The following is a 14,715-nucleotide window of genomic DNA, read 5'->3' on the forward strand; positions in this document are numbered from 1 at the left end:
GGTCGTCTCCCCCGACGGTAGCCGTGGAAGGAACGTTCATTCCGTCCGGCCGCCGGCAGAGGGGCGTGACGCGACTGGGGTCGCCTCCCCCCGACGGTAGTCGTGGAAGGAACGTTCCTTCCGGCAGTCCGCCGACGGAGTGGAGGGCTTGCCGCGTCCTGGATGGATGCGACGGAATCGCGGTTCCGGACGGAGCCTGCGGTCTGGAGCGCGAGCACCCGCTTGCACGGGCCGGCGCGCTTCACGGGACGCTCGTGCGGGCGTATACGGCGGACGTGGGACGCGGCCGAGGTGTCCCGCACCTCGCTCCGGGTGTCACGGAGTGGAGCCACCGCCATGCTCTTCGACCCGACCTGCCTCGCCGCGTTCATGCTGGCCGGCATCGCGCTCAACCTCACGCCGGGGCCGGACACGATGTACGTGCTGGCTCGGAGCCTCGGCCAGGGCCGGTCCGCGGGCGTGGTGTCCGCGCTGGGCATCGCCGCTGGCTGCCTGTTCCACATCGCCGCAGCGGCGCTGGGGCTGTCCGCGCTGCTGGCGACTTCCGCCATGGCCTTCACGGTGGTGAAGTGGGTGGGCGCCATCTACCTGGTATGGATGGGCGTGCAGATGCTGCGCAGCAAGGCGGGCCCGGAGGCTGTGCAGGGACTCCAGCCCACGAGCCTGTGGCGCATCTTCCGCGACGGCGTCGTCACCAACGTGCTCAACCCGAAGGTGGCCTTGTTCTTCCTCGCCTTCCTGCCGCAATTCGTGGACCCGGCCCGGGGCTCCACGGGGGCGCAGTTCATCGTGCTCGGGCTGCTGTTCGACGTGACGGGGACGGCGTGGCTCGTCTTCCTTGCCGGTGCGTCGGGCGCGTTCGGCACGTGGCTGCGGCGCAACCCGCGCGTGGCCGCGGCGCAGAAGCGCGTCACCGGCGCGGTGTTCGTCGCGCTCGGGGCCCGGCTGGCGCTTCAGGGGCGGGAGTAGTCAGAAGACGGCGGTGACGACGAGGTACGCCACGTAGACCGACCAGGGCAGGGCGACGAGGATGCTCAGGAGGTTGAGCAGCCCCGCCCAGAGGGGGTAGCGCTCGCGCCAGGGCAGGAGCAGGAACTGACCTCCGGCCAGGATGGGCATGGGCAGGAGGTTGATGGCGGCCAGCTTCGCGCTCATCAGGCCCCAGGCGCGGAGCAACTCTCCGTTGCGGAGCAGCGCGACGAGGCGCTCGATGCGGCCCGGGAGGGCGGAGAACTCGAAGGGCAGGGTGAAGCCGTGGACGAACTGGTGGAGGCCCTCGGTGGCGCCCAGGCAGACCATGGCGATGGCGACCTGGGTGACCCACGGCAGGAGGATGACCGCGCCGTGCATGGGGAGTGAGAGTTGCTGGAGCCGGTTCACCTTTGGTGCGTCCGCGGGCTCTTCCGTGAAGCCCACCGCGCTGGCGACGGCGAAGGGACGGAAGGACCAGACGATGCCGCCCAGTCGCCCGGTCAGCAGGATGGGACCGATGCCCAGGTCCACGAGCACGGGCCGCGCGCCCAGGGTGCTCGCGACCGCCGCCTGGGCCAGGGCCCAGAGCACGTTGATGGCGAAGAAGAGCAGCCAGAGCCAGAGGAAGGGGACGAGGCGGTCCATACGGTGCGTCCTGTTCTAGCACGGTGGGGACGGTGCTTCCGGGCACCGCACCGCGCCTTCCTGAATCCTCCTGGAGTGACGCGTTGCAACCCTGATACGCCGCCATGGCGAGGTCGACATGGGCTACGGCATCGTCAGTCATCTATGGATTCATGGTCACCCGGACGGCGCCACTGTGAGACGGTGGATGGACGTAGCGCTCGCGAGTGCCTTCCGGAGTGGGTACGGGTTCGAAACCGTGGTCGTGGATGCGTACCGGTTCGGCCCGGCGCTGACGCTCGTCGACGTGCAGTCCCTGGGGGAGTTGACCCGGAGCAAGGCTGCTTCCGAGGCCGCTGAGGCCGGAGCGGAGACCGACTTCCTGACCCGGGTGGCCGAGCTCGCGGCCGGGGCGGGATTCCGGTGCACACGCCTCTGGATGGGTGACCTCGGCGACATGTCCTGGGAGCTCGAGGTCACGGGCACGGGAGGGCGCCCCAGCGGAGCCCGCATGCAGGACGCGGAGTTGACCACGCTCGGTCCGCAAGGCTGGAGCGAGGACCCCAATTGCCCCGCGGTGGCCCGGGACATCATTCGAGGCGTCGTCACCCTGCCGCTCGTGGAGGTCCATCACTACATCGACTGGGCGCTCGCCACCCGTGATGCCATCGAGAGGGGCGCGCCGGTCGAGGGGTTGGGTTCAGCGCTCATCGAGCGACTGCTCTCGACTCACTACCTGGTCTGGGAGGGCAGGGCGCTCCAGAGACCCATGACGGAGCAGGAGCTGGCACCCGAACTCGCTGGAGCCCGGCGGCTTCGGAAGGCCCGCGGTCTCGTTCAGCCGGTCCTGGTCTGGAGTCTCGTCGTGACGGTGGCGTTCATCGTGCCGGCCGTGCTGTTCCACTCCATCTTCGCCCCACCGCCCCCGGAGAGCCCGAAGCTGGGGCTCGTGCTTGGCGGCATCATCACCTTCTTCTGGCTCCTGTTCTCGCTGGTGGGGTTCGACGACTTCAATGGCGCCCCGGTGCGCTGGCCGCGAAGGGCGGCGCTCCTCGTGGGCGGCGAGCTGGCGATGGCCTTGCTGATGTGGGTCGTTCACGGCGCGCCGTCTTGAAGTGTGCAGGTGCGGCGTCCGGACGGGCCGATGCCCACGGCACCCGCGTTGCGGCCTGGACACTCCTCTCGGACGGCGGCGCAGGTCTGCCTTCCGCGTAGAACCCGATTAACGGCACGCGCGTTACTTCCTGCAACCACAACGTCCGCCCACGAAGGGCGGACACGCAGGAGGTACTCACATGGCGAAGAACAGCAGCCGCGGTGGTGGCGTTCACACCACCCCGAATCCGGAGGGCGCGGGCTGGGTCAATCAGGTGAAGGGGAAGGTGACCAGCAAGCACCGGCTCAAGGACCGCGCGGTGGAGGCGGGACGGGAGCTGGCCCAGGATCGGCGGATGGAGCACACCATCCACAACATCGACGGAAGCATCGGGAAGAAGAACAGCTACGGCAACGATCCGAGCACGTCGAAGGGCTAGCGCCTCGTGCGGCGCAGCCACCCGGATGGGGGACCGGGTGGCCCTTGGCGGGGGCGACGCAGGCGCGCGGCCCGGGTGTGGATTACGGAGTCAGGGCGGGCATGGTGAATTCAGGGCATGCGCTCCAACCACCTGTGGGTCGCATTGGCGCTGCTGGCGGGTTGTGCGTCGTCCCCGCTCGTCAGAGCGCCTTCTTCCGAGAGCCGGGCCGTCGCCCCCGCCACGAAGCCCACGAGGTCGCGCTATCGGCTGGAGAGCGTCGAGGTCTTCGGCTCACATCGCTACTTGCGCGAGGAGGTGCTCGCCGCCTTCGGTGTCCCGGAGGGCCGGGACGTGGACCTGTCGGGTGGCGAGTTCCTGCGTGAGCTGAAGCAGGGCAAGGAGCGGCTGATGTCGCGCCTCGCCTTCGCGCAGGTCCGCTGCGGCATCACCAACTACGAGGACACGCACACCGTCTACGTGACAGTGAACCTCGTGGACGTCGGGGACGAGTGGCGCGTCGACTTCGCTCCCGCTCCGGACGGTGCCCCGGAGGACCCGGACGGCTTGGTTGCCGCCTGGGCCGCTCTTCTCGGGAGCGTCAGAACGCCGCGTCGAACACCACGTCCGTCGCCGCGCCCACGCCCACTGCCACCTGGTACGAGGACACGCGGCGCTCGAAGAAGTTGGTGAGCTCCTGCACGTCCTGCAGGTCCATGAAGTGCAGCGGGTTCTTCGTCCGGAACACCGGCGCAATCCCCAGCATCTGCAGCCGCTGGTCCGCCACGTACTCCAGGTAGCCGCGCATCTCCTGCACGGACAGGCCCATGACGCCGCCGCTCAGCAGGTCCTGTGCGAACTGCGTCTCGCACTCCACCGCCTCGCGCATCATCGCCACCACGTCGCGCTCCATCTGCGCGTCGAAGAGGTCCGGCTCCTCCTTGCGCGCCGTCTGGATGCACTCGAACGCGAAGCCCATGTGCGCGCTCTCGTCGCGGAACACCCAGTTCGTCCCCGCCGCCAGCCCGTTCAGCAGGCCCTTGCTGCGCAGGAAGTACACGTAGGCGAACGCCGCGAAGAAGAAGAGCCCCTCGATGCAGCCCGCGAAGCAGATGAGGTTGAGCAGGAACTTGCGCCGCTCCTCCTTCGTCCGCACCTCATCCATGCCGTGGATGCTGTCCATCCACTTCATGCAGAAGCGCGCCTTGCGCTGGATGGAGGGGATGTTGTCGATGGCCGCAAACGCCTTTGACCGCTCCGCCGGGTCCGGCACGTACGTGTCCAGCAGCGTCAGGTAGAACTGGACGTGCAGCGCCTCCTCGAAGAGCTGGCGCGACAGGTACATCCGCGCCTCGGGGGCGTTGATGTGCTTGTAGAGGTTCAGCACCAGGTTGTTGCCGACGATGCTGTCCCCCGTCGCGAAGAACGCCACCAACCGGTGGATGAGGTGACGCTCCGCGTCCGTCATCTTCGAACGCAGGTCCACCAGGTCCGTGGAGAAGTCCACCTCCTCCACCGTCCAGGTGTTCTTGATGGCGTTCCGGTACATCTCGAAGAACTGCGGGTACGCCATCGGGCGCAGCGTCAGGTTCAGTCCAGGGTTCAGCAGCATTGCTTCGGTGCTCCTTGCGCTGCGCGCGCGGGGTTCTTGCCTGTCCTTCGAAACGTCCGTGCTTCAGCGTCCCAGGCCTACTGGCAGGCCTCGCACGCCTCCGGGTTCTCCAGCGAGCAGGCCACTGCCTCGGCCTCGGTGACCTCCGCCTTGGCTGCCACCGGAGCAGGGGCCACCGGCATCGTCGTGCCCGTGCCGGCACCGTTGACCGTGGCCTTCGCAATCCGCGTCGCCGGGCGCGAGCGCAGGTAGTACGTGGTCTTCAGCCCCTTCTGCCACGCGTAGAAGTACATCGACGACAGCTTGCCGATGTTCGGCGTCTCCACGAACAGGTTGAGCGACTGGCTCTGGTCGATGAAGGCCCCGCGGTCCGCGCCCATGTCGAGCAGCGAGCGCATCGGAATCTCCCAGGCCGTCCGGTACACCTGCCGCAGGTTCTCCGGCAGCTCGGTGATGTCCTGCACGCTGCCTTCCGCCATCTTGATGCGGTTGCGGACGTTCTCGTTCCACAGCCCCAGCGACTGGAGGTCGCGCACCAGGTAGCGGTTCACCTGGAGGAAGTCGCCCGACAGCGTCTCGCGCTTGAACAGGTTGGACACCTGCGGCTCGATGCACTCGTAGCAGCCGACGATGGAGGCAATCGTCGCGGTGGGCGCAATCGCAATCATCAGCGAGTTGCGCAGGCCGTGCTTCAGGATGCGCTGGCGCAGCGCGTCCCAGCGGGCCGTGTCCTCGGGCACCACGCCCCAGCTGTCGAACTGGAGCTCGCCCTTCGCCGCCCGCGTCTCCGGGAAGGAGGGGTGCGCGCCGAACTGCTCGGCCAGGTCGCACGAGGTGGTCAGCGCCGCGTAGTAGATCTCCTCGGAAATCTTCTTCGACAGCGCCCGCGCCTCGGGAGCGTCGAACGGCATCCGGAGCTGGAAGAACACGTCCTGCAGGCCCATCAGCCCCAGGCCCACCGGACGCCAGCGGCGGTTGGAATCCGCCGCGGAGGAGATGGGGTAGTAGTTGAGGTCGATGACCCGGTCCAACTGCTTGAGGGCCAGGTGCGCGTTGGCGCGCAGGCGGTCGAAGTCGAACTTCCCGTCCACCACCATGCGCCCCAGGTTCAGCGAGCCCAGGTTGCACACCGCCGTCTCACCCTGGCTCGTCACCTCCAGGATTTCGGTGCAGAGGTTGGACAGGTGGATGACGTTGCCATCCTTGCCCGTCTGGTTGCTCTTGCGGTTGCTGATGTCCTTGAAGGTCATCCAGCCGTTACCCGTCTGCGCCAGCACCTTCATCATCCGGGCGTACAGGTCGCGCGCCTTCACCTTGCGCATGGAGAGGCCCTGGGCCTCGGCCTCGGCGTAGGCCTTCTCGAAGGCGTCGCCGTACAGGTCCGTCAGGTGCGGGACGACCTTGGGGTCGAACAGGCTCCACTCGCCGTCCGCCTCCACGCGCTTCATGAAGAGGTCCGGCACCCAGTTGGCCAGGTTCAGGTTGTGCGTGCGGCGCGCGTCGTCGCCGGTGTTCTCACGCAGCTCGAGGAAGTCCTCGATGTCCGCGTGCCACGTCTCCAGATACACGCAGCAGGCGCCCTTGCGCTTGCCGCCCTGATTCACGGCGGCCACCGAGGCGTCCAGCGTCTTCAGCCAGGGGACGATGCCGTTGGAGTGGCCGTTGGTGGAGCGGATGAGCGAGCCGCGCGCGCGCACCCGGTGGTACGCCACGCCGATGCCGCCGGAGAACTTCGACAGCATCGCGATGTCCGAGTACTTCTTGTAGATGGCGTCCAGCTCGTCCGCGGGCGAGTCCAAGAGGAAGCAGCTGGAGAGCTGCTCGTGGCGCGTGCCCGAGTTGAACAGGGTGGGCGAGCTGGGCATGTACTCCAGCGAGCTGAACAGCCGGTACAGCTCAATCGCGTCACGCGCGTTGTCGCCGCTGAGCGCGCAGGCCACGCGGAGGAAGAACTCCTGCGGCGTCTCCAGGACCTCGCGCGTCTGCGGGTTCTTCAGGAGGTAGCGGTCGTAGACGGTGCGCAGACCGAAGTACTCGAACAGGTCGTTGCGCGACGGGTCGATGGCGGCGTTGAGCTTGCGCGCGTTGGCCTGGACGAACTGGAGCAGCCGGTCCGCGATGAGGCCGTGCCGGTGGCCCGCGGCGATGGACTGGCTGAAGGAGTGGATCTCCTGGTTGCTGACCTCCTTCTGGATGAAGGCGGACAACAGGCGCGCGGAGAGGCGGCCGTACTCGGGCTCCTCGGCGATGAGGGCCGCGGCCGTCTGGATGGACAGGCCGTCCAGCTCGCGCGTGGTGGCCCCGTCATAGAGGCCGGAGATGGTCTTCGTGGCCACGCGCATCACGTCCACGCGGGGCAGCCCCATGCAGCAGCGGCCCACCGCGCGGACAATCTTGTTCAGGTCCACCGGCTCCGCGGTGCCGTTGCGCTTCTTCACGCGCATCGTGGTGGAGCCGAACTCGGCCGGAGGGGCCTCCGTGGGCGCTGGCGCTGGCGTGGCACTCACGGACGGCACCGGGTGTCCGTTGGTGGCGGGCGGGACGGCCAGGTTGACGGCAGCGGGCTTCACGGGCGTTTCGAAGTTCACGAGCGGCTCACTCCGGACAAAGGCATGGCCTCGGGCAGACACGGGTGTCTGCCCCAGGGAGATGGCTCCCGAGGTCACGCTACTTGAAAAATGTTCAGGTGGGACCCGTCCTGGAGGGGGCGGGTCTAGGGTCTGAAGACGACCGGGTGTCGGCGGTGTTTTATGAGGCAGCTGCTAGCTGTGCGCAAGAAACCCACAACCCCTCCTCTGCCCCACGCCACGGCGACGTCTTTCGGTGGGGCGCCGTCGACCGGGCACAAGCTATGGGGGGGTATCGAAGGTGTCAACGCGAGATCTAGTGCCTGACCGGGCCCGATCATTGCAATCTATGATCGATCTCCAACACGTTTCGTCACGTTGTCCTGACGACACTCCGTGATGTGCCCAGGGACGCCATGTATGGGGTCCCTGGAATCCAACCTGAGCGGCAGGAATGCGGCCTGATTTACGGATTTCCGCCCGCGTCCGGAGCCGCCGGAACCAGCGTCTCGGGGGGCGCCGTCTCGGTGGGTGCAGGTGGGGAAACCGGCGTCTCCGGCGCGGGCTGCTCGGGCGCGGCCTGGGGACCGCTGAGGGTGTGCACGGCGCGGCGGAGGGCCTCCTCCAGCTCACGGGCGGGCGGGGTGACGGCGCTGAGCATCTGGTTGGCGCTGCGGGCGTGGCGGCTCTGGCTCTCCGCGGCCATCTTGAGCTGGCTGAGGGCGTCGCTGATGAGCCTGCGGGCGTCCTCCAGCTTCTGGCGGGCCTGGTAGTAGGCGACGTCCGTCATGAGCTTCTGGAGCGTCAGGCGCTGCTCCTCGGTGATGCCGGAGAGCTTCTCCGCGCGGCGCAGGTAGTAGAGGCCCTGGTCCACGCGGGCGGGCTCGTCCGAGGCGATGCGCGGGCGGGCCAGCGACTCCAGGAGGGGGAAGAGGGCGCGGTCCAGCTCGTCGCGCTCGGTGAAGCTGCGCTGGGCGAGCGCGGTGACGTCCTGGCCCTCCACGGGGATGGGGGCGTAGGCGTCCGCCAGCCGCGGGTCCCCGGGGCGGTAGGGGACCGAGCCCATGGGCGCGTTGCGGCCCTTCATCACCGCGAGCTGCCCGTCCATGAGGGCCAGGGTGAAGGTGCGCGCGTTGAGCTGGGAGAGGAGGAAGACCACCACCCCTCCCAGGCCGAGGATGAGGGTGAAGACGAGCAGTCGCGTGAAGGTGCGCTTCGCCCGGTAGCCGAATCCCTGCTGTCCCGCTGAGTTCATGTCGCCTGCTCTCCTGTCGTCCAGGCGCGAGGCCGATTTCTGGCCCTGGCGCTTAACTTGGGGCTCGGTCGCCCACGGCTATACTCCTACTCCCGAACACACCCATGCATCACACATTCCGCCGCATGGGGCCCAGTGAACTGCTGCCCCGGTACATCTTCGCGGAGAGCCTCTTCGCCCGTCGCCGGGTGCTGGAAGTCGACGCCGTGGCCTCCACGGGCGGCGAGAGCGCGCGCTTCCTCGTGGAACGCGGCGCGCGCGCCGTGATTGCGTGCGACGCGGACGTGACGGCGGTGGAGGCGGCGCAGAAGGCCCACGGCGGCCCCTCGCTGCGCTTCCGCGCCAACGTCTACGACGACTTCGAGGCGGGCAGCTTCGACGTGGTGCTGATCGCCGACCTGGCGCCGTACGTGAAGGCGCCGGAGCTGCTCGCGGAGCTGGCGCGGCTGGTGACGAAGCAGGGCTTCCTCCTGGGCGGCCTGCGCAACGTGGCGGGCCTGTCGCTGCCGCAGTTGCTGGAGCCGGAGGAGGGCGTGCCGCCCACGTATGGGATGCTGCTGGACGCGCTCTCCGTCCACTTCCCGCACGTGGAGGTGGCCACGCAGTCGCCGGTGTTGGGCTACCAGCTCGCCTTCGAGCGCGGCGAGGGGCTCCAGGTGGACGGCACCCTCGTCAACAACAGCGAGGCGGCCTACTTCCTGGTCGTGGCGGGGCAGGAGCCGGCGCGGGTGGTGGACCCCACGTGGGTGCAGCTGCCGCCGGAGCCGCTGGCCTTCACCCGCGGGAAGCTGGACGAGGTGGTGGCGCGCGCGAAGTCCTGGGAGGACCGCAGCACGCGGCTGAAGGAGTCCCTGACGAAGCTTCGCGCGGAGCTGACGGACCGCGAGGCGGAGGCCGCGTCGCTGCGGCCGGCGCTGGAGGTGGCTCGCGACGAGGTGGCGCGGCTCACCGCGCAGCTGGAGCTGGCGCGAGGCACCCAGGAGTCGCAGCGCGAGCGGGATGATTTGTCCGGGAAGCTGCGCCGCCGCGAGCTGGAGCTCCAGGTGGCGACGGAGCGGATGGCGGACGCGGACCGCCGGCTCGCGGCCCAGCGGCTCGAGGTGGAGGCCGCGCAGCGCGCCCAGGCGGACGCGGGCGTGCAGGTGCTGGCCGCGCAGGAGTCGCTGCGGCTGGAGCGGGCGCGGCGCGAGGAGACGATTGCCTCGCTGGAGGAGGCCCGGGAGCGGCTGACGCAGGCGTACTCGCAGGTGCGCGAGCTCCAGGACGAGCTGTCCACGCTGCGCATCGACCGCGAGAAGGACCGGCTGGCGGCGGAGCGCGCCGTGGAGCAGTCCGAGGACCGGCGCAGGGCGGCGGAGGCCGCGCGCGAGCGGGAGCTGCGCATCGCCGAGCAGTACTCGGCGGCGCTGGCGGCCGTGGAGCACCTGAAGGCCGAGTCCGCGCGGGCGGAGGAGCTGTCCCGCGACTCCGGCACGGCGGTGGCGGTGAAGGAGGCCGAGCTGGCGCGCGTGGCGCGTGAGCTGGCCGACGCGAGGCAGCGCACCGCTTCGGCGGAAGGGGCGCGCAAGGACGCGGAGACGCGGCTGGAGGCGCTCCAGGCCGAGGCTCGCGGGATGGAGACGGAGCTGACCGCTTCGCGCGAGGCGGAGGCCCGGCTTCGCGGCGAGGTGGAGACGCTCACGCGCGGCGAGGCCGCGTCCCGGGCCATGGCGGCGCGGCTGGAGGAGTCGCTCCACGAGGCGACGGCCCGGCTGGAGGCGCTGGAGGCGGAGCGCGCGCGGACCGAGGTGCGGCTCGGGCAGGCGCTGGAGACCGAGCGCACGGAGCTGCGGGAGCGGCTGGAGTCGCTGGAGCAGGCGCTGGAAGGGGCGCGCGGCCGGGCGGAGGCGCTGTCCGGCAAGGCGCGCGACGAGGCGGCGGCCCGGGCGGACAGCGAGGCCCATCGGCTGGAGCTGGAGGCGGAGCGCGAGGCGCTGGTGCGGCGCGTGGTGGAGCTGGAGGCGGAGTCTTCCGCGCGCGCCCGGACGCAGCGGCAGGAATTCGAGGAGGCCCTCCAGACCGCGCGGGCGGAGCTGGAGTCGGCGCACGAGGAGCGGCACGCCTCGGAGGCGCGGGCATCGCAGGTGCGCGGCGAGCTGGACGCGGAGCGACAGGCGCGGGCCTCTTTGGAAGAGGCGCTGCGGCTGGCCCGTGAGGGGCTGGAGGACGCGGCACGACGGCTGTCCGAGGCCGAGTCCACGCTGGCACACACGCGGGAGACGCTCGTCGCGGAGGTGCGCCGGCGCACCGAGCTGGAGACGGGGCTGGCCGAGCTTCGGTCCACGCTGGAGTCCGAGCGCGAGGGACGGGCCCAGTCCGGCTCCGCGCTGGAGGCGCTGCGCGCGAAGCTGGAGGCGGAGCGCGAGCTGCGGGGTGGGGCGGAGACGGCGCTGGCCGAGGCCCGCGAAGGATTGGAGGAGGCGCGCCAGGCGCTTGCCCAGGCACGGGACGCGCTGGCGACGGAGCAGGAGCGGCGCGCACGGTGGGAAGCGGCGCTCGCGGACGCGCAGGCCCAGCTCCAGGACGAGGCGCAGCGGCGGGCCCGGGCGGAGACGGCGCTCGAAGAGGCGGCGCAGGGGCGTGCTCGGGCGGAGACGGCCCTCGAGGAGTCACGAGCCCGGCTCCAGGCTGAAGCGCTGCGCAGTGGGGCCGCGGAGTCGGCGCTGGCGGAGACGCAGGCCCAGCTTCAGGTGGAGACCCGGCAGCGCACCCAGGCCGAGGCGGACGCGGCGGAGGCTCGGTCGCGGCTCACGCTGGGCGCCGAGGAGGCGCAGGCCCGGCTCGCGCAGGAGTCGGAGCAGCGCGCCCAGGTCGCCGCGGAAGCGCAGGCGCGGCTCCAAGAGGAGGCGCGTCAGCGGGCCCTGGCGGAGGCTGCTTCGGCGGAGTCGCAGGCCCGGCTCCAGGATGAGGAGGCGAAGCACGCCCGGGCCACGGCGGCGCTGGCCGAGGCGGAGGCCGGACTCGCGGCCGAGGCGCAGCAGCGCTCCCGGCTGGAGCTGGCGCTTCAGGAGGAGGCTCAGCAGCGGGCTCGTGCGGAGGCTGCGCTGGCCGAGGTCCGCGAAGAGCTGGCCTCCTCGAACGAGGCACGCGAGCGGCTGGAGGCCCGCACCCAGGCGACCTTGACGGAAGCCCGGGACGCCCTGTCCTCCGAGCGCGAGCATCGCGAGCGACTGGAGGCCGAGCTCACCGGGATGCGCGAGCGCGCCTTCGGTGCCGACGAGGTCGTCACCCAGCTCCAGGCCGAGGCGCAGTCGGAACGCGAGGGACGCGTCCGAGCCCAGGCGTTTCGCGAGGTATTGCAGAAGACGCTCGACGTCGAGCGCGAGGAGCGGGCGGAGCTCGACGAGGCGCTGGCTTCGGCTCGCGCGGATCTTCAGGGCGAGCGCGAGGCCCGGACCGGGCTCGACGGCGCCCTCACCCTGGCTCGCACCCAGCTGGATGCCGAGCGTGACGAGCGCACCCGGCTCGACGCGGCGCTCGTCTCGGCTCGCGCGGAGCTGGAGGCCGAGCGGCAGGGCCGCAGCGAGGGCGAAGCGGGACTGGCGCAGCTTCGTGCGCGCCTGGAGTCCGAGCAGCTCGCCCGGGTGGATGCGGAGGCCGCGCTGGCCCGCATCCAGGCGGCGCTGTCCGCCGAGCAGGAAGCCCGCTCCGAGGAGCGCAGTGCGCTGGCGCAGGCCCAGGCCGCGCTGGAGTCGCTGCGCACGGACGCCGCCGCCCGCGAGCAGGCGCGGTTGGAGCGACTGGAGGCCGCCGAGCGCGTCATGGCCGAGCAGCAGCGCGTCCTCGAAGAGGAACGTGCGGCCGCGAAGGCACGAGAGCAGGAGTTCGAGGCGGCGGTGGCGCGGCTGGAGGCACGAGTCGCGGAGACCCAGGCCACCCGGGAGACGGAGACCGCTCGCACCGCGACGCTGGAGCAGTCTCTTGCCGAGGCCGAGGCCGCCCGGCGCGCCACGGAAGCCCAGCTGTCCGAGCGCGAGTGGTCCCTCCAGGAGCTTCAGTCTCAGGTGGCCCGGCTGCGCGAGCAGGTCGGGGAGGGCGAGAGCGAGGCCCGTCGCCTCACCGAAGCCGCCACGGCGCACGAGCTGGCGCTGTCCGAGGCTCGCGAGGCGCTGACCCGGCAGGAAGAAATCTCGCGCAAGAAGTTGGCTGCGCTGGATGCGGAGGTCGAAGAGGCGCTCATCCGCGCGGAGCGGCAGCAGCGGCAGCTCGAGTCCCTTGGGGAGGAGCGCGCCCGCGAGCAGGAGGAGGCCCGAACCGCCCTGGAGGCCGCGCACCAGGAGGTGGTGTCCCTGCGGGCGGAGCTGGGTCACGTGGTCGCGGCGCGGCAGGAAATCATGCGCCTGGGCTCGGAGCTCCAGCGCGCCATGGGGGCCCTGCACGAGCGGGGCATGCACATCGCCCGGCTCGACGCGGAGCTGGTGGACGCGCAGGACCGGCTCGCCGGCCAGCGCGAGAACGCCGAGCTGCTCATGGTGCAGCTTGAGACGGCGCGGCGCTTCGCGGGCAAGGCCACCGCGATGGAGACCTCGCTGGAGGCCGAGCGCGCCGCCCTGGACGCGCTGAAGGCCGAGCTGGCGCGCGCCACCGAAGTGGCCCGGACCGAGCAGGAGCGGGCGGCTGCGCTGGACTCCCAGCTGACGGAGGCCACCGCGATGGTCACCGCCCAGCGCGCCGAGCTGGAGACGCGGCAGGCCGACATTGCCCGGTTCGAGGCGCGGCTGGCGGAGCTCCTGTCCGGCGCCGAGTCCCAGCGCACCGCGCTGGAGGAACTCTCCACTCGGCAGCAGGCCGAACGTGCCGAGATGGAAGCCCGGCTCGCGGAGACCACCGCACTCTCCGACGCTCAGCGCACCGAGCTGGAGTCGCGGCTCGCGGAGGCGACCGCGCAACGCGAGGCTCAGCGTACCGAGCTGGAGTCGCGGCTCTCCGAAGTGGAGACCCGCCTCACCGAGACCACCGCCCAGCGCGCCGAGCTGGACGCACGGCTCACCGAATCCACCAACCGCTTCGAGGCCGAGCGTTCCGAGCTTCAGTCGCGACTCGCCGACGTCACCGAGCGTGCCGAGACGGACAGGCGCGAGCTGGAGTCGCGGCTCGCGAGCCTCACCGCGCAGGCCGAGACCGACAGGCAGGAGCTGGAGTCGCGTCTGTCGGACGCCACCGCACGCGCAGAGGCGGACCGTGCCGCGCTGGAGCAGCAGCTCGCCGCCGCCACCGAGCGCTTCGAGTCCGACAAGGCCACCCTGGACACCCGGCGCGCCGAGCTGGAGGCCGCCGCCTCCGAGAGCACCACCGCTCTCCAGTCCCTCCAGGAGCGCCTCGGCCGCGCCGAGTCCGAGCGCACCGCCCTGGCCTCCGAGCGCGAGCGCCTCCAGTCGGACCTCACCGTCGCCCGCGCCGCTCGCGTCCGCCTCGAAGGCCGCATCACCGCCATCGAGACGACGTCCACCGACGCCGTCCGCATCCTCGACGCCGAGCGCGCCGAGCGCGAGCGCCTCGCCCAGGCCCTGGAAGAAACCCGCCAGCAGCTCCAGAAGCGCGAGGGCAGTTCCGCCGACCGGCTCAAGACGCTGCTCACCGAGGTCACCGCCCTCAAGGAGCAGGTGACCACCCTGGGCACGGAGAAGCAGTCCCTCCTGGAGGACCGCGCCGAGCGCGCTCGCCTCGAAACCCGCGTGCGCGAGCAGCAGGAGCGCCTCGCCGCACTGGAGACCGAGCGCAAGGACCTCCTCGCGTCCGTGGAGGAGCTCAAGGCCTCCGCCCAGCCCGAGGCCGTGCTCGAGATGGCCGCGGAGATGGAGCAGCTCCAGACCCAGGTGGAGGAGCTCCAGCAGAAGCTCGCCGCCCAGGAGACGGAGCTGGGCGCGCTGCGACGGCAGGCGGCCCGCGCCGGCGCCAACCCCGTCCAGGAAATCTACGAGCGCGCCAACGCCGAGCTGAACGCCGTGAAGAACGAGCTGTCCCGCCGCTCGGCCACGACCCCCGCGCCGCCCGGGGGCACGCCCGGCCGCCTGCCCACGATTCCCCAGGCGAAGCCGGCCCGCACCGCCATGCCCGCCCTCGATCTGCCGCCTCCCACCACTCCGAAGAAGCCAGACGAGCGCGAGTGACGGCTCGCGGCTAGGATTGCGC

General features: G+C 70.9%; 9 protein-coding genes. 5 read left to right on the forward strand and 4 right to left on the reverse strand.

The genetic code is table 11. The annotated features are described in order from the left end of the window. The first annotated feature begins 336 nt into the window (after positions 1–336). Positions 337–969, forward strand: coding sequence for a LysE family translocator (locus tag G4D86_RS41480; protein ID WP_163999946.1), 633 nt, complete (start codon positions 337–339; stop codon positions 967–969). On the opposite strand, the gene G4D86_RS41485 is transcribed toward G4D86_RS41480, so the two are convergent. After that, a complete protein-coding gene (locus G4D86_RS41485; protein ID WP_163999948.1) occupies positions 970–1,617 on the reverse strand; it encodes a hypothetical protein in 648 nt (215 codons plus the stop codon). Between the two features lie 187 nt (positions 1,618–1,804). On the opposite strand from G4D86_RS41485, the gene G4D86_RS41490 reads away from it, so the two are divergent. The 3 genes from G4D86_RS41490 (at position 1,805) to G4D86_RS41500 (ending at position 3,803) form a co-directional block, all read left to right on the forward strand. Further along, positions 1,805–2,710 carry a hypothetical protein gene (locus G4D86_RS41490; protein WP_240360777.1) on the forward strand — a complete coding sequence of 302 codons (906 nt, stop codon included), beginning with the start codon at positions 1,805–1,807 and terminating at the stop codon, positions 2,708–2,710. A gap of 181 nt (positions 2,711–2,891) precedes the next feature. Next, positions 2,892–3,131 (forward strand): DUF2188 domain-containing protein, encoded by a 240-nt coding sequence (locus tag G4D86_RS41495; protein WP_163999952.1) that lies wholly within the window; start codon positions 2,892–2,894, stop codon positions 3,129–3,131. Positions 3,132–3,248: 117 nt separating this feature from the next. Then, a complete protein-coding gene (locus G4D86_RS41500) occupies positions 3,249–3,803 on the forward strand; it encodes a hypothetical protein (protein WP_163999953.1) in 555 nt (184 codons plus the stop codon). On the opposite strand, the gene G4D86_RS41505 is transcribed toward G4D86_RS41500, so the two are convergent. The 3 genes from G4D86_RS41505 to G4D86_RS41515 all read right to left on the reverse strand — a co-directional run bounded on the left by G4D86_RS41505 (position 3,712) and on the right by G4D86_RS41515 (position 8,544). Beyond that, positions 3,712–4,722, reverse strand: coding sequence for a ribonucleotide-diphosphate reductase subunit beta (locus tag G4D86_RS41505; protein ID WP_163999955.1), 1,011 nt, complete (start codon positions 4,720–4,722; stop codon positions 3,712–3,714). The two genes, G4D86_RS41500 and G4D86_RS41505, sit on opposite strands and share 92 nt — an antisense overlap. A 77-nt stretch (positions 4,723–4,799) precedes the next feature. After that, entirely contained in the window at positions 4,800–7,166 is a 2,367-nt protein-coding gene (locus G4D86_RS41510) for a ribonucleoside-diphosphate reductase subunit alpha (RefSeq protein ID WP_420821886.1), read from the reverse strand. Between the two features lie 589 nt (positions 7,167–7,755). Continuing rightward, the gene (locus G4D86_RS41515; protein WP_240360778.1) at positions 7,756–8,544 is read right to left on the reverse strand and encodes a plant Invertase/pectin methylesterase inhibitor family protein; all 789 of its coding nucleotides are present in this window, start codon (positions 8,542–8,544) and stop codon (positions 7,756–7,758) included. Positions 8,545–8,648: 104 nt separating this feature from the next. On the opposite strand from G4D86_RS41515, the gene G4D86_RS41520 reads away from it, so the two are divergent. Continuing rightward, positions 8,649–14,693, forward strand: coding sequence for a methyltransferase domain-containing protein (locus G4D86_RS41520; protein ID WP_163999959.1), 6,045 nt, complete (start codon positions 8,649–8,651; stop codon positions 14,691–14,693). Positions 14,694–14,715 lie beyond the last annotated feature (22 nt).

This window comes from Pyxidicoccus caerfyrddinensis, from assembly GCF_010894405.1.
Classification (GTDB): Bacteria; Myxococcota; Myxococcia; order Myxococcales; family Myxococcaceae; genus Myxococcus; species Myxococcus caerfyrddinensis.